Below are 23,160 nucleotides of genomic sequence, written 5' to 3' on the forward strand. Positions count from 1 at the left end.
TCGAGACGATGATCGACACGCACTCGAGGAGAGCAGGTGGTGGCAACGGAGGACGGTAGATCCAACAGCGACCGCTCGCCGGTCACTGATGGCTTCGGGTCCGCAGGAATCGCCAGATGTCGGTAGCCGGCGGTGCGCCGTCGGAGAGCCAAAGCGCCACGACGGCGAGGCCAAGCAGCAACTGGACCGCGAGCTCGATCGTCAATCCGCCGGCGAGCAGCTGATACACGTACCGAGCGAGGTACAGAAGCAGGTGGTCGAGGAACCCGCCGTGATCGGTACCTGGCGGCGACGCGACCGGCCAGAGAGCGATTCGAGCGTCGACGACGCCGTCTCTGAGCAGCTGACTGAGCAGGTCGGCGATCGGATGTGAAAGATACGCGATCGAGAACGCTCCTGCAATCGCTCGATTCCCCCTTCGAATGGCCACCGCGTACGCGACGAGACAGACGACCGGCGCGACGAAGATCGAGTGTCCGATCGAGTAGCCGGTCTCCGCGAATTCGACCGTCCACCCGAGCGGTTTGTCGACGAGGTCGGGGAACTGCGACCCGACGGCAACGGCGATCGTTTCGCGACCCGAGGGAGACGCTCGAAAGCCCACGTTCATCGTCAGTGAGTACAGGACGTACGCGAACGCGAGATGCTCCCATGGCCACATCTATGCCACCCCGATCGGCAGCCGCGCGACGCGATAGGCGTTGTCGACCGTCGGCTCCGCCGGTGGGTCGCCGTCGTAGAGCAACACCGTCAGCTGCAGGTCATCTCCCCGCATCGTTGGCGTGATCTCGAGGGACTGCCGCGTCGATTCGCCGTCGGCTACCGTCGCTGTCGTTCTGTCTAACTCAGTCGATTCGTGAACGGTCACGTCGTCGCCCTCGTAACGTACGCGCTGGAGCAGGACGACGGTCGTATAGCGGTGCTCTTCGTGCTCCTGATTCGTAATCGTCACCCCCAGTTCCCGGGACTCTCCTGCGGGATAGGTCGACTCGTACATCGTGTCGATGTCACCGGTGACGCTTTCTGTCTCGACTGACAGTTCCGTGAACCCATCGTGTTGGGGTGGGTTCGCCAGGGCGAATCCGCCGCTTGCCAGCAACAGGACCAGTCCACCCGCGATGGCGATGTTGTATGGCCGACAGTTGACTCGGTCGTACGGACTCAGTTGACTCCGAGTGAAAAACGGGGTGGTGGATGAGAGCGTCGGAACGAATCGTCGATCGGCCGGACAGCGGTAGCGTGAACCGATTGCGAGAGATGCGAGGATAACGGTAAGCACTGCGAGTCCGAGAAGGACCGGTTCTAGCGTCACTCCCCCTGGGGTTACGGTCGCGAAAAGGGTGATCGCGGGAACGAGCGCGACGCTAAAAACGACTGACAGGACAGCCCGTTCGATTGCCTCGAGTCCGCCACTGACCAGCAACGGATTGCCGAGTCCCGTTTTTTCGTCGTCGAACGACTGGTAGTCGTCGTTCGGCTTGTCCGGAAAGAGGGCCGAGACGAGCGCATACCCGGGAAGAAACAGAACGAGCGGGATCGTCAGCACGATTCGTCCAATGCCGGTAATCCCGGAGACGATTCCGAACGTGAGAGCGCCAGTGACGGCGATACCGGCCGCCAGATCGAAAAACCACCAGTTAGTGTCGCTCATTCTATCATCGCTAGGGGCCAGTGGCGGTTTATTATCGCCCAGATAAGCCCCCGTCTTCTGGGTCGGTGTGACGGCTGTCTGACGGTGATGTATAACGACCTCGACACTAATTTCGATCGAGTGATATCTCCCCTACTTTTGAGAGTCATGGAAGCGTGAACGGTCCAAAATTCGGACTGAGTGTCTGAAATCCGCGTAGAAGATTCTCTCGAAATAAATGGCTTTCTTGATTCAGAGATCTTGACTTTCAGTACCTCTGAACCGGTATTTGGAAGCATTGAAATAGCATAAAGAGTGAATTCCTTCTGTGAAATTGCATAAAATGAGTAATTCTCGAATACACGATTTCTATCCTTTATTACCTACTTCTGAATAGGGGAGACTGGTGCAATGAAAGCGGAATATATCAGCTCCAATGACACAGACGATCAGGGTGTGACTGACGACGGTCAGGATGCGGATGGTGCGGCTGATCGTCCCTCTGAGGAGCCTGCATTTTCGAAAGACGAAATCTTTCATCTCCTGCAAAACGAACGGCGTCGAATGGTCCTCCGGTATCTCCGGGGCACTGAAGATCCCGTACGCATGCGCGACATCGCAGAGCAGGTCGCAGCGTGGGAACACGATACCACCGTCGAAGAGCTCACTTCGACACAGCGCCAGCGGGTCTACATCCCGCTGTATCAGTCGCATCTCTCGAAGCTCGACGAGGCGGGTCTCATCGAGTATCAACAGAACCGCGGCATCGTCGAGCGAAAGCCCCTCGCTGACCAAGTCGACAAATACCTGCACCTCGACTCGACCGGCGACTCGACCGACGAACAGCGCGCTGAGAGCCCCGAGTGGGAAGATTACTACATCGGTGCAACGGTCTTCTCCTATGCGGTCCTCATCGGCGCAGTGATGGAGCTGCCGGTCATCTCGTTCCTCTCTGGAATCGGCCTGAGCGCGCTCATCCTGTCGGTCTTTACGGTGCTCACGATCAGCCGACTCATCAACTGACACGGTGAATGGCGGTCTCTCGACGAACAACGATACCGCAAGAGAGACACCGCGTTTCGGTTATGAAATCAAGACAGAAACCGAGATCAGCGCGATCACGACGCACAGCAATCCGAAAGAGAGCGCTACGAGTACGGACGGTGAAATCACCCGCTCCTCGTTCGCGCGACCCGTAGACCGCTCGATCAACCCCTGTGTCTCGTCGAACTCGATGGCGCCGGTCGCATCGAGTGCCGGCAGTCGCTCCTGATGGAGTCGCTCGTGGACGATTGCCCACGTTTCGATCGGCGGTCGGGCCGGTTCGATCAGTTCATCGGCGACCTCGTCAACGGTGACAGGTGTGTTCATTTCATCGAGAACGGACACGAGAGCAGTATCGGATTCCGGCACGAACTCCCTCGCTCGTGTTTCGTCCGCATTGCCCGTCGGAACATCGTTCTCTGGGGAATAGACCATCGTGAATCCGGAAGTCGTCCCCGAACCCCCCGAGCGTTCTTCGCCATCCCCCTCCGACGAAGAGCGCAACCAAGACGGCGTCAGACGCATATTCCACGCTAAAATACCTTGGTATATAAGGTTTCTCACGGTTTAACGGTAATGAACTGCATAAATTGCAGCGAAAGTCGGTTTCACGGCTGATAACTGTCGTGGGTCGTCCTCAAGGAACCTGTAAGACCGTAGATGTAGGATGAGTCAGTTACGCGATCACAGGGTTCGACGGACGAAGCCAGTGACGCAGTTGATCCGGTAACGCTGACCAGCACCCGAGCCATCCGCGGAGGTCGGTGAGCCGGAGTTTGTGTCTGGCTGATAGGCTGTGGACGTGCTCGAGGTCGCCCAACAACCGTCGATCGAAGTCGTGTCGATCGAACAGCGTCTCCCGGTCCGGCCACGGCGGTTCGAACGACGAGAGAAACGGTGTCTTTCGACGGACGAATCCTTCGACCTCGTTGAACAGCCGCGCATCGTGCGGTCGATCGGGTGGTCTGTGTCGCAGAATGTCGTTGTCGAGTTGTTCGCACGCGCGAAGGAACGTTTCCGTTGTTCGGTGTTCCGGTGGCGTCCGGAGATGCCAGTCGATCAGCTCGCGATCCGTCGCCAGAAACGACGTGACGAAGTGATCGGAGAGGTGGTTGTGAAACGGTATCGACGGCTGGTTCGCGATGCCAGTGCAGGTGAGCGCGTTCTGGACCGTATCTGTGCGGCGTCGTCGCGTCTCGAACTCGTCGGCGATTGCCTCCGTGACGAACGCTTCCGGATCGACGTCGAAGGACGTCCGCTCGGCGAGTTCGAGGCTCGCCTCGCGGTTGTAGCCGAACTTCTCGAGGAGCGACTCGACGGGGTCCGGATCGGACTCGAGTCGGCCGGTCGGCACTCGTTTCCCGAGCACGTCGACGGCCTCCGAGGCGGTAAAATGGCCCCGGAAGAACGTATCACAGAGGAGGCCGTGGAACATCGTATCGACATCGATCTCGTCCGTGTAGCCGGCGTGGTGGATGTGCAAGGACTCCTTGATCCCCTGTGAGTAACGGATCTTCGACTCGTCGGGCCGGAGGTACCGCTCGTCCGGCGGGAAGGCGGTGTGGCTCGCGCCGTACTGGGCGGCGAGCGCTCGCGCACCGCGAACCTCTTGGGCGTCCAGTGAGCCGACCGTGTAACTTCGGTCAATGTCCTCGACCTGTGAGAGGATGATCCGCGAATCGTAGCCCGCCGAGAGGAGCACACCCGTTCGGCCGGGAAGCGACGACCGCCGCCGGAACGCCCGGCCAAGGCGGTCGGCGAGCTCGTCGACGGGATCGAACGTCCGGGACGGCTGTGGATCGTAGACGAACCGGTCGAAGGAGTCGACCGATGCGGGCGTGAGACGGCTGTCCAGCGGGAGTCGAGAGAGTTCCGTAACGGCCGTCTTCTCGCCGAGTATCACACCCAGATGCAGGAACTCGAGGACGCCGTCACGGTCAAGCGTCGGCTCCGCGATCGTGCGACCGATCGCAGCGGCGTCCGTTCCGAAGACGCGAACCCCGTGATCGTCGGTATAGAAGCACTCCCGGGAGCGGACCGGGTCCGTGGCGACGAACGCGTCGCCACTCACTTCAGCATCGATCACGACGAGATACGATCCGTTGAGTTCTCGCAGTGCTTCGATGCCGATCGTCTCGTAGCGTTTGAGAAGCCAACGCGCGGCGTTCGGGTCGTCATCGGGAACGTACGCCTCTCCCCAGACGAGACAGCACCCCTCGTCGCCGGTGTACGTGGCGCTCCAGCCGGGCGTTCTGAGATCTGCGTCTCGGATACCGACTGTGATGGTCGATCCGGCGAGCACTTCGTCGAAGTCGTCGCTTGATCTGAACCGCTCGAACGTGTCAATACCACCGATTACACCGAAGAGTTCCCTGTTCATCGTCGAAGACCACCTTGCAGACGACGTACGATTACAGCGTGGAAGCGCCGAGCGCCGCCCGACCTCCGTTCGCGTACGTCTTCGTGGAACGCTCGAACGGGCACTCAATTACTATACGACCATTAAGTGCCAGAGCGGTCGCCACTAACCGTATCGGACGGTCGCCGAGCCGGCCTATCCGATCTATAATAATGGTATCGCTGTCGGTAACTCCGGCTCACTGATGTCACAGAAACGCACAACGCGACGTCGATTCCTCGCACTGTCCGGCGCCGCCGGAATTACAGGCCTAGCCGGCTGTGCAGAGCGAATCGAGTCTGCAACCGACCAGCTCCGCGAGAAGTCGGCAGCCGTGACACCCGACGGATCGGACAGCTCTACCCCGGGACTCACCGACGGCGTTCCGCCGCTCGAGACCGAATTCGACAGCCGAGAACGATATCGACAGCCGGGCGACTCGCTCGACGACTTCAGCGATCTTGACGCCTGGACCATCGTTCAGGGATCGGGTGGGGCAGACGAGGATGTCGTGTTCGACGGCGATCAGAGCTTCAGACTCCGATCGAACGGCAGCGAGAGCGTCATCGCCGAACGGAGCCTCGAGGGCGAGGATCTGACGGAAACGGACCTGTCGTTCGCGGTGCGGACGACGACGCCCGACAGCATCACGGTCAACCTGCGGGTCGTCGACCAGTTCGGGAGCGCGAAAGTATACTCACTGCGGCAGATCCGGTACCGTGCACCCGACGTCGGCTGGTTCCGAACGAGTCCCGGCGTCTTCCAGCAGAGCGAGTACGAACCCGCACTCGACCACCTCGACCGGCTCGAGATTCAGGTGCTTCACTCCATGCCGGAGGCGGAGGTCTGGATCGACGACCTGCGAACCCATCCGACGCCCGATCAGGGGTATGTCATGCTGAGCTGGGATGACGGGACGCTCGACTACTACGAGACGGCCGCGCCGCTCCACGATGAGTACGGGTTCCCGGCGGTTCAGGCGCCGATACCGCGGTGGGCCGAACAGGGACGAGACGGGATCATGTCGATTTCGGAACTCCAGGACCGACAGGAGGCTGGCGATCAGATCGTCGTCCACGGAACGCACGAACCGATTCACGAACTCGACGACGAAGCGACGATCAACGAACGGCTCAGGCGGGACAAGCAGTGGTTCATCGACAACGGGTTCGAAGGCGCGAACTACATTGTCCATCCACACAACAGCTTCGACAAGACGAGCCTCGAGCAGGCGACTGATTACCACTACTGTGGTGGCTTCAATCAGGCCGGCAACGTCAATACGACGAGCGTCTACGGCTTCGATCCGCTGGCGTTACCGCGGACGATCGGCCACGACCTCGAGATATCGAAACGGTGTGTCGACCTCGCCGCTCGGCACAACCAGTGTACGATTCTCAACTTCCACACGTTCGAGGCAACCAACACGATGCCGAAAGCCGACTACGAGGCGTTGCTCAAGCACATCGACGGCGCCGATGTCGAGGTCATCACCTTCGACGACCTCTGGAAGCTACGGACGAGCAACGACTGATTCATCACGAGTCGCCCAGCGGACTGTTTCTTGGCGACCGCCTGCCCGCGTAGCGACGTATCGCCGGTTCCGATCTATCGCGGTGGCGATTATCGACTCTGGCGGGGACGCGCGGTCGATGACGAATCGATCAACAGCCCGCCGAGAGCGTGATCCGGTCAGTGTCGGTCGTACCATCGTCGTCGACGACGCGGAGTGTGACCGGATGGTCCCCGGGTGCGCTGATCGTCACCTCGATCGTCTCGCCCGTCCGGTCGAACGCGCCGTTGGCACCGACGCGCCACTCGTAGCGGGCGAGATTACCGTCCGGATCGGACGATTGCGACGCATCGAGCGTCACCGTCTGACCCGGCTCGAGCGTCGTGTCTGCCAGTCCTCGCGGTCGCGTCTCGATCCGTGCGACCGGTGGCTCGCGGTCCGACGGCTGAGTGTCGCCGTCAGCGGACGTGTCCGACTCGGATTCCGTCACCGGCTCGTCGGAGACGCTGCCAGTATCGGTCCCCTCGAGCAAGAGTTCGTCCTCGAAGAGCCGTTCGACGATCGCCCGGTGCCACTGGACGCGGGTCTCGAGTTCGATATCAGTCGAGAGCGTCTCCGCGAGGAACGCGTCGGCATTCAGATCGCGAGCGGCCTTGTGGACGAGCAGCCCGTTCGGCTCGGTATCGGGCGAGGAAAACGGCCCGGCCTGGAACGAGAGGTCGGGATCGTCCACGTAGTTTCTGGTGACGTACTCGGCAGTGTCAGCAGCGGTCGCTTCGTCGCCGTCCGAGTAGAATATCGCCTGGCCGACGCCATCCGTAGGATCGCCCGCGTAGATACCCCTCGACTCGTGGAGGTCGACGACCACGTCGGGATCGTATTCGCTGACGACGTCCCAGATCGCTCGTGCGAGTTCTGTCTGCGGCGTCTCTCCCTCGGGGAACTGTCGGTTGAGGTTGGTCCCCTCCTCGTCGTTTCTGGTTCCGCGCTCGATCGCGACGGTGTTGGCCTCTGGGATTACGACGAGCGTGCCGGCATCGATCGTCCAGTCGGCGATCTGACCTGCGGCTGTATAACCCGCGTCCTCATTTCCGTGTACTCCGCCGACGACGACCGCCGTCGGCCCCTCGGTGTCCGCGCTCGTCACGAAGACGGTCGTTTCCTCGTCCGTTCCCTCGCGAATGGGGAACGATGTTCGAGAGACCATCCCCTCGTCGGTGGCAGTCGTGTCGCCGACCACGCTGGCGACGCCAGCGCTCGTGAGTGTACATCCAGCTGCGAGAGTCAATACGCTCCGCCGTGAGAGTATATCGCGCCTCATTCGTCCGTCCCGTCGACGTCAGTCGGTTTTACTACAGGTGAGATAACAATAGAAACGGGATACTTTCGTTTCTGCAACGGTCCGCGTCGATCGGACGCTCGTCTGCGAGACGAAGAGACCGAACCCGATCAGGCCTGCCGAAGCGGCCGACTCACCGAGTGAGCGCGCGCCGGCCGAGCGTCGCGGTGACGAGCAAGAGAACGAGCACCACCACGATCGGAATCGGTCGCCGCCGGACGCCGGTCCCGGCGACCCAGCAGACGCCGGGATACGTCCGCGCCGACACCGAAGCCGCACGGAGGTGCCACAGCCCTCGCAGGAACCGCCCCTCCGCGAAGTACTGCTTCGCGAGAACGAGTGCGTGGCTCGAGCGGATCTCGTAGCCCTGTTCCTCGAACCGTTCGACCTCGGACTCGTACGCCGAGAGATATCGCTCGCTGGCGGTCGCGACGACGTCCGCCGGCGGACTGCCGGTCTCCTCGCGGACGACGAGCTCCTCGTCGACGTAGGCGAGCTTTCCGTGCTCGAGGACGCGCAGGCAGAACTCGGGGTCCTGGAACCGGTCGAGGTCCTCGTCGAAACCGCCGGCCTCCCTGGCGACCGCGGTCCGGACGAGCAGCGTCGAGCCGGCACCCGGCTGAACGTTGTCCGCGAGGATCTCGCCGACCAGCTCGTCGTTTCCCTCCCGCGTCGGTTCGTCGTCCAGGCGTGCGAGCACGGACGCGGCGGTCGATCGGAGCCGTCCGTCCGCCCCAGACAGGTCGTAACCCGTGTCACAGTAGACGCCGACCCAGTCGCTCGAGCGCTCCTCGAGCGCCGCGAGCTGTCGCTCGAGTTTCTCGGGATGCCACTCGTCGTCCGAGTCGAGGAAGGCGACGTACTCCCCGCGTGCGTGCTCGAGCCCTGTGTTCCGGGCGACGTTCGCACCCTGGTTGGCTTCGTGGACGACCGGCCGAACCCGCTGGTCCTCGTAGGCGGCCAGCACCGACTCGGTGTCGTCGGTGGAGCCGTCGTCGACGACGACCACCTCGAGGTCGTCGATCGTCTGCGCGAGCGCGCTGTCGATCGCGTGCGGAAGCGTCGCCGCCCTGTTGTACGTCGGGATGATCACGCTGACGCGAGTCATTTTCCTGAACTTCCGGTCCGGTCCGGATTATTATCGCGTGGGTAAACGGCCTCACCCGCAAGCAGTGACTGCAGTGACCCGAGTGGGCGGCGACGCGACACTCTCGAGCCACCCGGAACCCGTCGGCGACGAACCCGCTAACGACCGTATAAGGAAGAGCGAACGGTTCGTCGACGCGGTCAATGACGAATCGAAACCGACGATCGTTCGTAACCACGGTTGCAGCGGCCGGAACGCTCGGACTTGCCGGCTGCCTCTCGCAGGTACGCGAATTGCGTGGCGCGGACGGCAAGCCGACGTCGGCCCAGTCGGGCGGTGACACCCCCGATTCCGGAAGCAGAGACCGCCTGGATCTCCCGGGCGAACCGATCGATCGCTTCGAGGACCTCGGCGAGTGGTCGGCGATGATCGACGCTGGCGACCTCGAGTCCGGGACGGACGATCCGTACGCCGGGTCGCAGTCGGCACACCTCACCGCGTCAGAGAACGCCGAGTACGCGGCCGTCTACAGGACGGTTCCGGACGGTCTGGACCTGAGCAACAAGAACTTCTCGCTGGCTGTCAACTTCACCGGGCGCGACCAGCTGCACCTCACGCTCGAACTGTTCGCGCCGAACTCGCGCAACGTACACGCCATGCAACGCACGCTTACCGGACCGGTCGATCGGTGGGTACGTGTCGACTTCGGCACCGATCGGATCGAGACCCAACCCGAGCTCTCGGACGTGCGCGAGATTCGGCTGATCGCCCGCCGCCGCGGTGACACGACCGGCCCGATAGACTGTCAGGTCGACGACCTCCGGGCGGTCGACCGGCCCGACACGGGCCGTGTCATGCTCCTGTTCGATGGGACACTCGAGAGCCACCACGCGTCCGCGTTCGACCACATGCAGGCGTACGACTTCGCAGGCGTCGAAGCGGTTATCCCCGAAGCCGTCGGCGAGGGTGGCCGGCTCACGCTTGACAAACTTACCGAACTGGACGACGCGGGCTGGGACCTCGCAGCCCGGCCGCGAACCGGCTCGAAGTTCCTCCACGAGTTCAGCCCCGAGCAGCAGGAAGGGATGATCCGGCGGACGAAAGCATATCTCGAGAATCGTGGCTTCGAAGACGGCGCGAAGCACTTCGTCACGCCGCGGAACATCCTCGGCTCGACGGCGAACGACCTCGTCCGGGAGTATCACGAGCAGGCGTTCCGGTTCGGCGGCGGCCCGAATGGGCTTCCGCTGACGGACCCCCACAACGTCGGGTTCTTCGCCGGCGACGCCGGAAACGAGACGAAAACGTACGTCGATTATGCTGCCGAGTATGGGGAACTCGCAGTCCTGCACTTCGAATACATCGGCGAGGACGGCATGAGCGAGCAGGCCTTCGACGGCTTACTCGAGTATATCGACACGCAGAACGTCGAGGTCGTCACTGCCACCGACCTCCTGGGTGACCGGTGATGTACCGCGACTCGAGTGTCGGCGTCGTGATCCCCGCCTACAACGAGGAAGGGTTCGTCGGCGATGTGATCCGCGAGATGCCTGCATACGTCGATCGGATCTACGTGATCGACGACCGGTCGACGGACGACACCTGGAGCGAAATCCTCGAGGCCGCGCGGGCGGACACAAGCAAGCATGGGAGCCACGATGGCACAACCGTCCAGCAACTCGTGGCCGACGGCGGTGCGACCGCGCTGGCGAATCGGGCGACGGTTCGCGACACCATCGGTCGAGTCGTCCCGATCGAGCACCGGGAGAACCGCGGTGCCGGCGGCGCGATCAAGACCGGTTATCTCGCCGCACTCGCGGACGGCGTGGACGCGACGGTCACCGTCGACGCGGACGGGCAGATGGACCTCTCCCAGCTGCCGCGACTCCTCGATCCGCTCGTCGAGGGACGCGCCGACTACGCGAAGGGAAACCGGCTCCTGTCGCGTGAGTACCGGGCTGCGATGCCGCGGTTTCGGTTCATCGGTAATGCGACCCTGACGTTTCTGACGAAGATCGCCTCGGGCTACTGGAAGACGATGGATCCCCAAAACGGGTACACGGCGATCTCTCACGACGCGCTCGCGGCGATCGACGTCGAAAACCTCTACGAGTACTATGGCTACTGCAACGACCTGCTGGTGAAACTGAACGTCCACGGAATGCGCGTCGCCGACGTGGCAATGCCGGCCGTCTACGGCGACGAGGAGTCGAGCATCGCGTACGGGGAGTACATCCCGAAGGTTTCGCTCATGTTGCTTCGAGACTTCCTGTGGCGGCTGAAAACGAAGTATCTCGTCCTGGACTTCCACCCGCTCGCACTGTTTTACCTCGTCGGAGCGGCAACGGCTGCCATTGGCGTCGTCGGGACGGGTGTGGCGGTGTCTGCGGCGCTCTCGAACGTCGGCACACCTGCCATTCAGGGTGCGACGAGCCTGTTGTTGTTCGTTGCCGGCACCGCATTCCTCCTGCTGGCGATGGTGTTCGACATGGCCGAAAGCGAATCGCTCGAGCAGCAGGTGCGATAGCGCCGTGCGAGCGCACCGTCACTCGCGTGGTCGTTCGGTGATCCCGTAACTGTTCTCGGTTCCGGCGTCAGTGCCGTCTCAGTGGGGAGTGGCTCGTTCGGCTCGAGGACTGACGAATCCTGTTTCTCCATCATCCGCGTACGAGAAGGTGACGAGCAGCGCGTACCGGCTCTGTCACGGTGTAATGGTCTATATCCCGGACCCCAGGATCCCCAGCGTGAGCCCCGAGACGAGCAGGGAGAGTCCGGCGACGAACAGCAAACTATGGAGCCAGTTCCGCTCCTCTCGCTTCGTCCCACTGGTCGCGAGCCAAGTCCCGATCGCGTCCGCCTTCGCGCCGAGCGGATCGGGGAACGTCGACAGCACCTCGAAGGGTTCGGCGGGGTCCAGCGCGCCGACGAGCAGCGCGAACGTGACGAAGATCACGAACCCGACGGGCGGGACGACTGCGAGTGCGAGCCACGGGTTCGTGATGGCCATCGAGAGGGCGACGATCGGCCCGGCTGCGAGGACGGTCGTCAGTATCGAACGCCCGAGTCGTGCATCCGAGAGGGGATCGAAGCCGACCAGCCGAGCGCTCCAGCAGTGGAAAACGAACATCGACCCATATCCGATGCTGGTCGCGACGGCGGCACCGTGCATCCCAAAGCGGGGGATGAGAGCGACGTTAAGCACGACGTTGATCACGGCCGCAGCGCCGGTGGCTGCGACCGGATAGCGGAGCATGCCCTTCCCCTGTGAAATCGCCAGTACCGGGCGTGCGAGCGCGAAGCCGAGCGACCCGGGCAGTAACAGCAATAGTGGCGTGATCGCCGGCATAGCATCCTCACCGAAGTAGATCGGCACGGCGATGTCCGCCAACGCCGCGAGCCCGACCGCCATGACGGCCGTCAGCAGGAACGTGTACCGCGTCGTCTTGGACGCGAGCTCCGAGATCTCTCGGAGCCGATTTTGTGACCACAGTTCCGACGTCGAGTGGACGAATACCGTCTGGAGGGCCATCGGGATGAACCAGAGGAACTCGGCGAGCGTGAGCGCTGCCTTGTAATTACCGACTGTAGCGCTCTCACGGAAGCGCTGGAGCATCACGATGTCGATGTGATAGAGCGACATCAGCAGGAAGACCAGCGCGATGCTCATCGAGTTGAACGTGAGCATCTGTTTCCGGGGGAACCGCTTCGTTGGGCGGCTGAAGAGACACGACAGCGGCATGCGACGATGCACGAGGGTCAGCCCGATCACGGCGACGAGCGTACTCGCGACCAGATGCCCTGCAAGCGCGCCGATCACACCGGCACCGAGATACACCAGCGGCACTGCGACGACGACGAATCCAACCTTATCGAGGATCTTCAGCGGCTCCGAGTACCGCTCGAGGCCGAATCCCATGAGTGTCTTCCGCGCGTAATCGCGAAACTGCGCCGTCACGACGAGTGCGGCGAGGACGTAGAAGTAACTCGTCAGTTCGGACCCGAACGCACGACCGACGAGTCCGAACCGTGTCGCGAGCACCAGCAGGAGCGCCCCGAGGACGGAGAGCAAGATCGCCAGCCGAAAGTAAAAGCCGACGACGTGTTCGCTCCAGTTGGCCGCGGCCCGGTCCTCCGCGAGGAACTTGCGGACCCCGTCGGTAATCCCAGAACTGACGAAGATCATGTAGATCGCGAAGACGGACAACAGAAACGCGTATTCGCCGAACGCCGATGCGCCGAGAAACCGGTACAGAAGCGGCGTCGAGAGCGCAGTGACGACGAGCACGACGACTTTTGCACTGACGACCGAGAAGACGCCGCTCGCGATACTCCGATTCACGGTTTCACCCTGTGACAGTCACACTGATAGTCGGCAGCCACCATCGACGACGCTCGCTCGCGATCCGACGTACTCACTGTGGCGAGACAATGGCGGCTGTGCGGCGTTATTATACGGGGGTTAAACGGGGTGAGACGCGGCTATGCGTACGTATTCTCCCAGGTCGTGACGTTGCTCGCCCCAAGGTCACGGATCCCGTCGACCAGCCGGTTCTTCTTGAACGCCGGGCTCGTCGATTCGTCGTAGAGGCAAACGGCCTTCTGGCCGCCCGACGACTCGAGCGTCGAGTCGCGAACGAGTGCGTCGGCGCCGAGATCGATGAACGGATACTGGCTGGCGCGCAATTCGCTCTGGTAGACCGTCATGTCCGCGCCCGTGTTGACGAGGGCGTTTCGGTCGACGCCATCGCGTCCGTGCTGTGTGACGGTGACGTTGCTAAAGCGGCAGTTGTCGCGTTCACAGCGAATCCCGTCGCGGAAACCGCTGGCGTCACCCGCCTGCCCCGAGATCGTGAGATGTTCGGCGAGTATCTGCTCGGTCCTGTCGCTCTCCCGAATCCAGAGCGGGTAGCCGCCGGCAGTTTCGTGCGTGACCTCCGTCTCGACGATCGTCGTTTCGCCCGTGTCTGGGGAGACGACGATCCCGTGGTTGACGTCCGCCCCTCGGACATCTAGGCGAGTGTTGTCGATCCGTGCGCTTTCGCAGGTGTTCATCACCGAAATCGCGTGACTCGTTGGCATCGGCGACGTGATCTCGACGGCAGCCCCATAGATCTCGATATTCCGACCGTTCTCGATCCGAATCCCGCGCTGGGACCGATCCTCGGGTCGCGTCGAATCGACTTCGACGGTCGGCCACCGAATTTCGCTGCCCTGGCCACCGACACGGACGTTCGCACCGTTGCTGTTCCGGAACCAGCCACCGTGAACGATGATCCTTCCATCGCCGCCTGCCGCGTAGAGGCCGTTGTTCGGAAAGCCACCGAGCCAGCAGTGTCTGAACTCGAGCGTCCCCACGTTCTGGTTCGCTTCGATGCCGATCGGGCCGCGCCAGCGGTTGCCGGCGTTGGGCGTATTGTCGACCCACGCACCGCCGTCCGGCGCTCGGAACCGTTCGACGATCCCGTGACCGTCGGGGTCGGTGACGTTGAACAGACCCGGCCCCCACGTGCCGCTGTCGTGGAAGCCGTTTATCGTCACGTCGCGTACCTCGAGTCGATCGGCGGTGGCTTCGATCGTCCGGATCCCGGTGTCGGGGGCCGACTGATCGACGTCGAACCCCTCGAAGCGAAGGTGGCCGCCGGGACTGTACGAGACGCCGAGCCGGAACAGTCGATACTGCGGCCCGTCGAACTCGTGAAAATCCGCCGGGATCAGCGTCGCGTTCTCGCCGACGACGCCGAAGTTGTCGAAGCCCGTAAACCGGAACTGTTCGTCCATGAAGTACTCCCCCTCGGGAAACACGAGCAGCGTATCGTCACTGCGGACCTCCTCGAGTACGGGTGTAATCGATTCGGTGCCAGTATCGTCCGCGCCGGCCTCGGTCACGTCTACGACGGTCGCGTAGTCGTCGTAGTACTGTCCATACGGGTCCGACGACGCGGCGGCGGTCGACGTCAGTCCGATTCCAGCGGCACACGCCGCCACAGTTCCTCGCAAGAACCCCCTCCTCGACCGTGAAACCGATCCGTCGAGAGCTGGCCGACCGCCCTCCCCTTCGGTCGAGTGAGAACCACGAGAAACGTCACGATTCGAGCGCTGCAGATCACTTCCATCCGACATTGAAATACAAGTCGTTGTGAGTGATGATGGGGTCCAGTAGCTATGGATTCGGATGGCAAGTTTTTAAGTTCGAACGCCGACCACCGCGACGGAGGCGGACTCGCAGTTTTGCGGTCCGAAATGATTGTGCAGGCCACAATTCGGCGGTTCGGTTGCGAGCGCAGCCGATTCGTATCACTGAGAGAGACGCATTTAACGATCTGATAAGCCTCGATCGGGACGGTCACCGTCGGATCACAGTCGCGGTTTCGGTAGCTGACCATCGTTCGGGACGGATCATCGATGGCGATCGGGCGCGCGCCCGTTTTCGACCGTCGCGGCGATCAGTTCGGAGATGGCGCGCCGAAGCCGCTGTGAGACCGCGGAATCCGAAACCTCGAGTCGATCGGCGAGGTCGTCCTGCGTGACGCCGCGTGGCACCTCGAAGTAGTCGGCATCGTACGCCGTCGTGAGGACCTCGTACTGGCGGTCGGTCAAGAAGTACGTCCGCTCGTCGGACACTGACGAGTCATACAATTGGTTCACGCGAAACGAGACGCCGTGATCGCGGTAATGGGATCGAAACGCCGCCAACGCGTCGCGATCGGGAAGATAGACCCGCGCGATCCAGCCACCCTCGCCGCTCGTGAGCGTGAACGCGAACACCCCGTGCTCGGCACAGCGAGCGGGGAGGAGCTCGAGGGGCGTGTCGACGACGACGCGGTAGATCGTGCGGCCGTCGAACGTGGCGATGCGGGTCGGATTCGAGACCGTCCGATCGGCAGCCATCGCTGCCTCGAGCGACGCGTCGGTGTCGCCGGAGACCGAGATGAACCTGATGCGTCGCTCGTCGACCGTCGTCCCGTACTCGTAGCTGAACGTCACGCCGGGATACTGCGCTATCGTCGGGACCAGCGGAAGGTCGTCGTGAACGAGGTGGACTTCTGCAATAAATCCCATTGAGAGATCGATGTCGTACTCGGCCGTCGGAACCGGCGGGCCATACTTATACCGCGGATAAGCGGGTTGCAGCGATTCGAACCGACCGCGCAAGTCGGCAGCTAGTTCATGTAGCCGAGATCCGCCAGCCGATCGGTCACCGCGTCGTCCGTCGCCGGCCGCTGGCCGTCGTCGCCGTCGTACTCGGGATAGGTCGTCGGTTCGATCGGGTCGACGACGGGAACGACGCTGCCGTCCATGCGGTCGCTGTATGGAACCCCCATCGCGGCCATGATCGTCGGCGCAACGTCGAAGAGGTGGGCCCGCTCGAGCGCGGCGGTCTCGTCGATACCCTCACCCGCGGCGACGAAGACCCCGTCGAGTTTGTGATTCCACGGTTCGGCTGGGCTGAAGTAGTCACCGTCGCCCAACTGCTCGGAGAGCATATGTTCGAAGCCAGCGGGGATCGTGACGATGTCGACCGTCTCGTCGAGTTCGTCGCCGTGGAAGTACTGCTCGCGCGGCGCGACCGTCTCGAAGAACGGCTCGCCGTCGGGCGTCTCGATGGCCTGGAGTGCCCGGATGAGGTTCTCGCGGAGTTCCTCGTACTCTTCTGGTGGAATGACTCCGTTCGGTTCTCGCCCTTCAAGATTGATTCGAACGCCGAGTTCGGTCCGTGCACGGACGTAGGCCTCCGATTCGGCGAAATCGACTTGCTCGTTGGCCGTCCGGGAGACCCCACTCGGTGCGTACTCGATGGCGATGTCGGCCAGGCCGACCCGCTCGAGGGCAGTCCTGATGCGACGGGCGGTGATGCCGAATCGGGCGGCAACCGACGCGGCGCGTGCAGCAACGCCCGGCTCCCAGGTGTCGTATTCCTCGCCCTCGCGGAGCCGTCTGCGCATCGGCGTCCACGACGGCATTCCCTTGCCGCCGGTCGTCGTCTCGAGGTAGCCCATGTCGCGCAGATACTCGTTGACCCGGAACTCGTAGCCCTCGTACCGGCCCATCCCGTGGTCGCTCACGAGGAAGATGCGGTCCGGGTCGCAGGCCTCGAGGATCTTTCCGATCTGGTCGTCGGTCGCCTCGTAGACGCGGTCGACGTGTCGTTGCTCGCCGCTGAACTCGTGGAAGACCGTGTCCGTCTTCTGGAACTGGACGAAGCCGAAGTCCGGCTCGAACTCGCTGACGAGGTAGCGAAACGCCTGGCCGCGCATCCGGACGAGGTTCCGATACTCGTCGATCTTCTCGTCGTCGGAGAGCGAGTCGTCGTCTCGCGTGTAGCTCGGGTAAACGCGATACTCGCCGATCGCGTCGCGGACCTCGTCTAAGAGTCTAGCGGGGTGACACGGCGGATCTTCCGGGCCGAGAAATCCGGGAATCACCGCCCCGTCGAACTCGTCGGGCGGGTGGGTGACCGGCGCGTTGACGACGACGCTCGAGCGGTCGTGGTGATCCAGCAGCGTCCACAGCGACTGTTCGTGGACGTCGTCGTTGCTCGTCACGTGCCAGTCGTAACCGTCGTAGCTGACGAAGCCGACCACGCCGTGTTTTCCGGGGTTGACCCCGGTGTAGATCGACGGCCACGCGCTCGGCGTCCACGGCGGGATCTGTGACTCGAGCGGCGCGGTCACCCCCTTCGAACAGAGCCGCTCGATGGTCGGAATCCGGTCGGCTTCGAACAGCCGCTCGAAGACCGGTAGACACCCTGCGTCGATCCCGATGAGCAGCGTGTCCAGTCCGTTCGATTCGTTCGTCGTACCCCCATTCGATGTCGCGTCATCACGGTGAAACGTCCGAGTCATCCTTTCAGTTGTCTCCGCAGTAGTTCCGTTCGACCGCAGCCGACAGCGCACGGCAGCGGTGTCGTTCGTTGCACCACGTCTCTACGCCAACCGTAGGAGACGAGCTACTTGATTATCAGTTCGTTAAACCGCTACAGAGCCAGAATTCTGCCGCTCCGATGACGCTCGGCAGCGGTCACGGGCGGATTCCAGACACCGTCGCAATCGCGCTCTCGAGGAGTCCAACGGCGTCGGCTTCCAGTTGCTCGGCCCGGAACTCGTCTCGGGCTTCGGCCGTGAGGCGGACGACGGGTTCGGTGCCGCTCGGACGCAGGAGGAACCAGCCGTCGTCGGCATCGACGTAGACGCCGTCGAGCGTTTCGACGTCGTCGTAGCGGTCGCGGACGCGATCGCGGACCTGGTTCATCACGGCGGCTTTGTTCTCGATTTTGACCGACGTCCGACAGATGGGGTACGTTTCAATCTCTCCGACGAGGCCGGACAGCGGCCCACGGTCGGCGACGAGTTCGACGAGTTTGCACGCCGCAAGCGGGCCGTCCGGACAGAGCGTCTCGTCCGGCCAAATCCACGCCCCGCTCGGCTCGCCACCGAAGACGACGTCGGGTCGCGTGGCGCGGTCGGCCACGAAGCCGTCACCGACCCGCGTTCGGCTCACTGACGCGCCGACCGTTGCCAGCGCGTCGTCGACGGCCATGCTCGTATCGATCGGCGCGGCGATCACGTCGCCGGCAGTTGCAGTCTCACGCGCGAACAGGGCGAGGAGGACGTCTTTCGGGACGAACGACCCTGTCTCGTCGACGGCCAGCATCCGATCGGCGTCGCCGTCGTGTGCGATCCCCACCGTGGCGTCCGTCGCTTCGACGAGCGCCGAGAGATCGCCGAGCGTCTCTCGCGTCGGCTCGCTTGGCCGGCCCGGAAAGCGCCCATCTCGCTGTCCGTTCAACGTCACGACGTCACAGCCCAGGTCCGAGAGCACACATGCGGTGATCGCGCCGGTCCCGTTCCCGATGTCGACGGCGACGCTCGGCGGCTTGTCGATCGAGACGGCCTCGACCAGCGCCGCCGCGTGGCGATCCGTCGCGTCTTCGAGCGTCTCGAGCGAGCCGTGTCCGTCCCACGGGCGGAGGTCATACTCGTCGCCCTCGACGCGGGCGGCGATCGCATCGAGCTGCTCGGGATCGAAGGCCTTGCCCGAGGCCGACCAGAGTTTGAGCCCGTTGTCTGGCGCGGGGTTGTGCGAGGCCGTCACAACGATGCCTGCATCCGCGTTCGTTCGCGGGACCGCTCTGGCGATCGTCGGCGTCGGTGCGACGCCCGCCTCGAGCACGTCCGCGCCACACTCACGCAGTCCGGCGGTTACTGCATCGGTCAGGACCGCGCCGCTCTCTCGAGCGTCTCGCCCGACGACGACGCGCTCGTAGCCGTCGGACGCGACGGCGCGTCCAATCGAGAGCGCGAGTTCGGCCGTTACCGCTTCGCCGACAGTGCCGCGGATACCGCTCGTTCCGAACATAGGATGGGCACTCGAGGACGCAGGGATTACTATGGAGTTATTAGGGCGGGGTAGCGTGTGTTCAGAGGCCGCTTCTGCGTGAAGGGTTCGTTCTATTGGTGGTTGCCATAGCGGTAATTGACCTTTCTCATCGATATGAGATTCACTCGACGCTCGGACGCATTCTATTGAATAAGACCAACGCCGCCTCGCGATATCCATCAACCTCAACGAACACATCCATGTGAGACTCTATTGTGAACAAAACGAATCTATAGGGGTTCAACCCTGGTATTACTGAGAGAATCCAGAAGACAGAGAATGTGTTGACGAGCCTGATCGCTCCGGGACCAATCAATGAATCGTTCCAGACAATGACACTGACGAGTTCGGCCTTGTCGTCCGTGCGGACGATTTCCTGTGGTCCAATCACCAGTTCTTGGTTGAAGGTCTCCACGATAGTCGGGCTGACAGCGAGGGCTTTCAACCAGAGAAGGAATGCCAATGCAAGTAATCCGAGCAGGCTAGGACCGCCAAGTGCAATTGAGATAATAACAGATTCAGCCGACTGAAGTAGCTCAAGTCCTACTCTTGCCGCGTACGAGGCGAACGTAAACCCGAAAAACGACCCAACGACAGCAATAACAAGTAAGACTGTTGTGAAGATCTCATTGAGACCAGATACTAACGATTTCGCTTGCGTAACAGGATTGCTAGGCCTGTAGCTATAGGCGACCGTCGCCCGTTTTTTCGCATCCTCCTTTAGATTAGACACAGCCATAGACTCGTACTGCTGCTGCTGCGCATAGGGGTGCTGCTCGTACGCTTCCTCAAACAGGTTGCACAAGTCATCACGGATGTCCTTGAAGACATCCATTGGTAGGAACCAACGAAGGAACCCATTCCAAGACGGTATCCGCATTACTGCTATATTATCATTGTGTCGGGCATGAATGTTCACTAACTGCACCAAAAATGGTCGGTAGCTTGCTATGGAACCGAATCATCGAACGCACCTGCAGGTGCGGGGATTCAAAACTGCGAGTTCATAGTCCCGGGCGGATTCGAACCGCCGTCATGGGCTTGCTTCCGTGACGGACTGAACCGAAACACGTCCAAAGGCCCATATGATTGGCCACTACACCACGGGACTTCGTGGATCGCTCGCCACCCCGTCTCTCTTGCAGTGCTACGGGGCTTCACTCGCTGGATAGACTGCCATCGCACAATAGTGTTACTTTTCGTCGTGAGCCGGAAGCGTAATCGTCCCCGCTTCGGCGTGGCGATGACAGCTCCGACAGAGCGTTATCACGTTGTCCATCGTGTGTGCGTCTTCGGGCTGATCGAACGACCGCACTGGCTGGCGGTGATGGACATCTGGATTTCGACCCAGTTCCTCAGCGCTCGTCCCGCAATGTTGACACTCGTAGTCGTCGCGCTCGAGCGCCTGCCGTCGAATCTGCCACCACTGTTGTCCGTAGTCGATCGAGCCTCCTTCCCACTGATGGTGATCCGGCCCGACGACGTTCTCCGACAGCCAATCGCCGTAGCACTCGAGCGTGCAAAAGACGCCGCGGTTTCGAGTCTCGAGTCGCGCCGGCCGAACCTCGAGGTCGGTTCCACAGCCTGTACAGTCGACAACAACCCGTTCTCCCTTCTCTGACGGGTTCTCGGGTAGCAATCCGCTGGCGTTCTCGACGCACTCAGAACAGTACACTCCCGGCTTGTCCGAGGGATAGTAGTCGAACGTCGATCCACAGCGATCACACGTCCCAGTTTCTGTTCCACCCTTCCAGTTCCCATTGTGCTTCCCGGCGTTGGGATTACAGTCGTCACAGAACTCGCGTCTGGATTTCGGATCGTAGAATTCGGACTCACACCCGGTACAGGTTCGATTCGGCAGCGGCTCGTCGTGGACTTTCGTGTGATGCTGGCGCATTCCCTGTTCGGTCGTCAGGGACTTCCCGCAGGTTGGGCAGTCCATAAACAATGCTGTATGTGTGGGAAAATAAACAACACTAAACCGTAGTGAAAGTAATCTGAATGGACTCGAGTCTCGCTCTCGAGCAGCCGCCAGAAGCAAAATCAGCGACGGAGACGCCGCGTGCGACGCTGCCGGCTTACAGGTAGCCTTCCTCGGCCAGTCGCTCGATGCCTTCCTCGAGTCGCTCTTCGCTCGCCGCATACGAGATCCGCGCGTAGCCGGGGGTGCCGAAGGCGCTGCCGGGTACGGTTGCGACGTGAGCGTCTTCGATCGCGCCCTCACACCAGGCCTGATCGTCGTCACCGACGGGCAGCATCATGTAGAACGCACCCTCGGGGACGGCGACGTCGACGCCGTGTTCGTCGAGGAGGTCGACGACGAGGTCACGGCGCTGCTCGAACGCTTCGGTCATCTCGGCGACGGCCTCGTCGGTGTTCTCGAGCGCTTCGATCCCGGCATGCTGGACGAAGTTCACGGCGGAGGAGACGGAGTGGCTGTGGAGCTTGCCAGCCTGGTCGATCAGATCCTCGGGACCGGCGAAGTAGCCAAGTCGCCAGCCGGTCATCGAGTAGGCCTTCGAGAAGCCGTTGACCGTGACGGTGCGGTCGGCCATGCCCTCGAGCGTGCCGAGACTGGTCGGTTCGACGCCGTAGGTGATCTCCTTGTAGATCTCGTCGGAGATGACGGTGATGTCGTGTTCGACCGCCAGATCGCGGACGCCTTCGAGCGCGGCGTCGGAGTAGACCGCGCCGGTGGGGTTCGACGGGGAGTTGACGACGAGTAGTTCGGTGTTGTCCGAGACCGCGGCCTCGAGGTCGTCGAGGGCAGGCTCAAGCTGGAAGTCGGTCTCGGAGAGGTCGACGCGGGTCAGGTCGCCGCCGGCCATCTTGACCATCGCCTCGTAGGAGACCCACGCGGGGTCGAGCAGGACGACTTCGTCGCCGTCTTCGATGAGTGCCTGGACGATCTCGTAGAGGGCCTGCTTCGCGCCGGGCGTGACGATGATCTCGTCGGCTGTGTGCTCTAAGCCGTCGTCGGCGAGTTTGTCGGCGATCGCCTCACGCAGTTCGAGAATGCCGGCGGAGGTCGTGTAGCCGGTGTGGCCGGCGTCCATCGCGTCCTTGCCGGCCTCGACGATGTTCTCGGGCGTGGGGAAGTCGGGCTCGCCGACGGAGAGGTCGACGACGTCTGCGCCCTCGGCCTCGAGTTCGGTTGCGAGCGCGGAGATAGCAAGCGTTGCGGACGGTTCGACTCGGGTTACACGGTCGGTGAATTCCATCGTCATTGTTGGGAATCGGCTGCGGGACTGGGGGCTGGGAGTTCGTCGACGAGGTCGAGCGCGCCGTCGACGGCTTTCGCCGCGTTTTCGACGCGTTCGCGCGCTTCGGCGGCGGACATGCCGGGGCCGGTCACGCCGAGGGTCACCGGCGTATCGCGCTCGAGACTCACGTCGGAGAGTCGTTGTGCGGTGGCGTCGGTGATCACCTGATCGTGATCGGTATCGCCGGTGATGACGGTGCCGATCACGGCGACGGCGTCAACCTCGTCACGACGTGCGAGGCGATCGGCGGCCAGCGGCGCGTCGTAGACGCCCGGCACGTGGACCGTCTCGTACACGTCGGCACCCGCGGCCGTTGCGGCCTCGAGTGCGTCCTGCTCCATCTGCTCGGTGATCGGCCGGTTGAACTCCGCGACCACCAGTCCGAGCGTGGTCATAGGCGAGCGGTAGGGAGGATGGGTAAAAGAGGTACCGTTCTGTGGTGGCCACGTGCTGACGAGTACCGGACGGAACACCACTCGATCGAGCCAGATACTCGGGCACTCCCCCAA

Annotated in this window: 19 protein-coding genes and 1 tRNA gene; 4 read left to right on the top strand and 16 right to left on the bottom strand. The window is 62.4% G+C overall.

The window, feature by feature from the left end:
- Nucleotides 1-82: 82 nt before the first annotated feature.
- Together ACERI1_RS01205 and ACERI1_RS01210 are read right to left on the bottom strand one after the other, a co-directional pair.
- A complete protein-coding gene (locus tag ACERI1_RS01205) occupies nt 83-661 on the bottom strand; it encodes a metal-dependent hydrolase (protein ID WP_373616206.1) in 579 nt (192 codons plus the stop codon).
- Nucleotides 662-1,651, bottom strand: coding sequence for a DUF1616 domain-containing protein (locus ACERI1_RS01210; RefSeq protein WP_373616207.1), 990 nt, complete (start codon nt 1,649-1,651; stop codon nt 662-664). It abuts the gene before it with no gap.
- A gap of 390 nt (nt 1,652-2,041) precedes the next feature.
- Here ACERI1_RS01210 and ACERI1_RS01215 point away from each other — a divergent pair, with 390 nt between their 5' ends.
- Complete coding sequence (locus tag ACERI1_RS01215; RefSeq protein ID WP_373616208.1) at nt 2,042-2,653, top strand: hypothetical protein; 612 nt, start codon at nt 2,042-2,044, stop codon at nt 2,651-2,653.
- Between the two features lie 60 nt (nt 2,654-2,713).
- Here ACERI1_RS01215 and ACERI1_RS01220 read toward each other — a convergent pair whose 3' ends face one another.
- Together ACERI1_RS01220 and ACERI1_RS01225 are read right to left on the bottom strand one after the other, a co-directional pair.
- Nucleotides 2,714-3,001, bottom strand: a complete 288-nt coding sequence (locus tag ACERI1_RS01220; protein WP_373616209.1) for a hypothetical protein — start codon at nt 2,999-3,001, stop codon at nt 2,714-2,716.
- A gap of 349 nt (nt 3,002-3,350) precedes the next feature.
- Nucleotides 3,351-5,054, bottom strand: a complete 1,704-nt coding sequence (locus ACERI1_RS01225; RefSeq protein ID WP_373616210.1) for a hypothetical protein — start codon at nt 5,052-5,054, stop codon at nt 3,351-3,353.
- Nucleotides 5,055-5,277: 223 nt separating this feature from the next.
- Here ACERI1_RS01225 and ACERI1_RS01230 point away from each other — a divergent pair, with 223 nt between their 5' ends.
- Nucleotides 5,278-6,606, top strand: a complete 1,329-nt coding sequence (locus ACERI1_RS01230) for a polysaccharide deacetylase family protein (protein ID WP_373616211.1) — start codon at nt 5,278-5,280, stop codon at nt 6,604-6,606.
- 130 nt (nt 6,607-6,736) lie between these two features.
- Here ACERI1_RS01230 and ACERI1_RS01235 read toward each other — a convergent pair whose 3' ends face one another.
- Entirely contained in the window at nt 6,737-7,906 is a 1,170-nt protein-coding gene (locus tag ACERI1_RS01235) for a PKD domain-containing protein (RefSeq protein WP_373616212.1), read from the bottom strand.
- Between the two features lie 151 nt (nt 7,907-8,057).
- Nucleotides 8,058-9,032: a glycosyltransferase family 2 protein gene (locus tag ACERI1_RS01240; RefSeq protein ID WP_373616213.1), complete on the bottom strand. Its 975-nt coding sequence runs from the start codon at nt 9,030-9,032 to the stop codon at nt 8,058-8,060.
- Nucleotides 9,033-9,214: 182 nt separating this feature from the next.
- On the opposite strand from ACERI1_RS01240, the gene ACERI1_RS01245 reads away from it, so the two are divergent.
- Together ACERI1_RS01245 and ACERI1_RS01250 are read left to right on the top strand one after the other, a co-directional pair.
- Nucleotides 9,215-10,480 (top strand): hypothetical protein, encoded by a 1,266-nt coding sequence (locus tag ACERI1_RS01245; protein WP_373616214.1) that lies wholly within the window; start codon nt 9,215-9,217, stop codon nt 10,478-10,480.
- Nucleotides 10,480-11,538 carry a glycosyltransferase family 2 protein gene (locus tag ACERI1_RS01250; RefSeq protein WP_373616215.1) on the top strand — a complete coding sequence of 353 codons (1,059 nt, stop codon included), beginning with the start codon at nt 10,480-10,482 and terminating at the stop codon, nt 11,536-11,538. The genes ACERI1_RS01245 and ACERI1_RS01250 overlap by 1 nt, the downstream gene beginning before the upstream one ends.
- Nucleotides 11,539-11,727: 189 nt before the next feature.
- Here ACERI1_RS01250 and ACERI1_RS01255 read toward each other — a convergent pair whose 3' ends face one another.
- The 10 genes from ACERI1_RS01255 to ribH all read right to left on the bottom strand — a co-directional run bounded on the left by ACERI1_RS01255 (nt 11,728) and on the right by ribH (nt 23,046).
- Nucleotides 11,728-13,350 (bottom strand): flippase, encoded by a 1,623-nt coding sequence (locus tag ACERI1_RS01255; RefSeq protein ID WP_373616216.1) that lies wholly within the window; start codon nt 13,348-13,350, stop codon nt 11,728-11,730.
- Nucleotides 13,351-13,490: 140 nt separating this feature from the next.
- Complete coding sequence (locus tag ACERI1_RS01260) at nt 13,491-14,996, bottom strand: right-handed parallel beta-helix repeat-containing protein (protein WP_373616217.1); 1,506 nt, start codon at nt 14,994-14,996, stop codon at nt 13,491-13,493.
- Nucleotides 14,997-15,407: 411 nt separating this feature from the next.
- Nucleotides 15,408-16,070, bottom strand: a complete 663-nt coding sequence (locus ACERI1_RS01265; RefSeq protein ID WP_373616218.1) for a helix-turn-helix domain-containing protein — start codon at nt 16,068-16,070, stop codon at nt 15,408-15,410.
- A 101-nt stretch (nt 16,071-16,171) separates the two neighbouring features.
- Entirely contained in the window at nt 16,172-17,854 is a 1,683-nt protein-coding gene (locus ACERI1_RS01270) for an alkaline phosphatase family protein (RefSeq protein ID WP_373616219.1), read from the bottom strand.
- Between the two features lie 175 nt (nt 17,855-18,029).
- Nucleotides 18,030-19,367 (bottom strand): phosphoglucosamine mutase, encoded by a 1,338-nt coding sequence (gene glmM / locus ACERI1_RS01275; protein ID WP_373616220.1) that lies wholly within the window; start codon nt 19,365-19,367, stop codon nt 18,030-18,032.
- Between the two features lie 142 nt (nt 19,368-19,509).
- Complete coding sequence (locus ACERI1_RS01280) at nt 19,510-20,223, bottom strand: hypothetical protein (protein ID WP_373616221.1); 714 nt, start codon at nt 20,221-20,223, stop codon at nt 19,510-19,512.
- Between the two features lie 172 nt (nt 20,224-20,395).
- Nucleotides 20,396-20,499: transfer RNA gene (locus ACERI1_RS01285), tRNA-Gln, on the bottom strand.
- 81 nt (nt 20,500-20,580) lie between these two features.
- Nucleotides 20,581-21,330: an HNH endonuclease gene (locus tag ACERI1_RS01290; protein ID WP_373616222.1), complete on the bottom strand. Its 750-nt coding sequence runs from the start codon at nt 21,328-21,330 to the stop codon at nt 20,581-20,583.
- A 136-nt stretch (nt 21,331-21,466) separates the two neighbouring features.
- The gene (locus tag ACERI1_RS01295; RefSeq protein WP_373616223.1) at nt 21,467-22,615 is read right to left on the bottom strand and encodes a pyridoxal phosphate-dependent aminotransferase; all 1,149 of its coding nucleotides are present in this window, start codon (nt 22,613-22,615) and stop codon (nt 21,467-21,469) included.
- Entirely contained in the window at nt 22,612-23,046 is a 435-nt protein-coding gene (gene ribH / locus ACERI1_RS01300) for a 6,7-dimethyl-8-ribityllumazine synthase (protein ID WP_373616224.1), read from the bottom strand. The genes ACERI1_RS01295 and ribH overlap by 4 nt, the downstream gene beginning before the upstream one ends.
- Between the last annotated feature and the right edge of the window lie 114 nt (nt 23,047-23,160).

The sequence above is a fragment of the Natrinema sp. HArc-T2 genome (genome assembly GCF_041821085.1).
In the GTDB taxonomy this organism is placed as follows: Archaea; Halobacteriota; Halobacteria; order Halobacteriales; family Natrialbaceae; genus Natrinema.

What these genes read in the sequence shown, in the direction of transcription:
- ACERI1_RS01205 (WP_373616206.1), bottom strand. Translation starts at nt 661, where the DNA reads ATGTGGCCATGGGAGCATCTCGCGTTCGCGTACGTCCTGTACTCACTG.
- ACERI1_RS01210 (WP_373616207.1), bottom strand. Translation starts at nt 1,651, where the DNA reads ATGAGCGACACTAACTGGTGGTTTTTCGATCTGGCGGCCGGTATCGCC.
- ACERI1_RS01215 (WP_373616208.1), top strand. Translation starts at nt 2,042, where the DNA reads ATGAAAGCGGAATATATCAGCTCCAATGACACAGACGATCAGGGTGTG.
- ACERI1_RS01220 (WP_373616209.1), bottom strand. Translation starts at nt 3,001, where the DNA reads ATGAACACACCTGTCACCGTTGACGAGGTCGCCGATGAACTGATCGAA.
- ACERI1_RS01225 (WP_373616210.1), bottom strand. Translation starts at nt 5,054, where the DNA reads ATGAACAGGGAACTCTTCGGTGTAATCGGTGGTATTGACACGTTCGAG.
- ACERI1_RS01230 (WP_373616211.1), top strand. Translation starts at nt 5,278, where the DNA reads ATGTCACAGAAACGCACAACGCGACGTCGATTCCTCGCACTGTCCGGC.
- ACERI1_RS01235 (WP_373616212.1), bottom strand. Translation starts at nt 7,906, where the DNA reads ATGAGGCGCGATATACTCTCACGGCGGAGCGTATTGACTCTCGCAGCT.
- ACERI1_RS01240 (WP_373616213.1), bottom strand. Translation starts at nt 9,032, where the DNA reads ATGACTCGCGTCAGCGTGATCATCCCGACGTACAACAGGGCGGCGACG.
- ACERI1_RS01245 (WP_373616214.1), top strand. Translation starts at nt 9,215, where the DNA reads ATGACGAATCGAAACCGACGATCGTTCGTAACCACGGTTGCAGCGGCC.
- ACERI1_RS01250 (WP_373616215.1), top strand. Translation starts at nt 10,480, where the DNA reads ATGTACCGCGACTCGAGTGTCGGCGTCGTGATCCCCGCCTACAACGAG.
- ACERI1_RS01265 (WP_373616218.1), bottom strand. Translation starts at nt 16,070, where the DNA reads ATGGGATTTATTGCAGAAGTCCACCTCGTTCACGACGACCTTCCGCTG.
- ACERI1_RS01270 (WP_373616219.1), bottom strand. Translation starts at nt 17,854, where the DNA reads ATGACTCGGACGTTTCACCGTGATGACGCGACATCGAATGGGGGTACG.
- glmM (WP_373616220.1), bottom strand. Translation starts at nt 19,367, where the DNA reads ATGTTCGGAACGAGCGGTATCCGCGGCACTGTCGGCGAAGCGGTAACG.
- ACERI1_RS01280 (WP_373616221.1), bottom strand. Translation starts at nt 20,223, where the DNA reads ATGGATGTCTTCAAGGACATCCGTGATGACTTGTGCAACCTGTTTGAG.
- ACERI1_RS01290 (WP_373616222.1), bottom strand. Translation starts at nt 21,330, where the DNA reads ATGGACTGCCCAACCTGCGGGAAGTCCCTGACGACCGAACAGGGAATG.
- ACERI1_RS01295 (WP_373616223.1), bottom strand. Translation starts at nt 22,615, where the DNA reads ATGACGATGGAATTCACCGACCGTGTAACCCGAGTCGAACCGTCCGCA.
- ribH (WP_373616224.1), bottom strand. Translation starts at nt 23,046, where the DNA reads ATGACCACGCTCGGACTGGTGGTCGCGGAGTTCAACCGGCCGATCACC.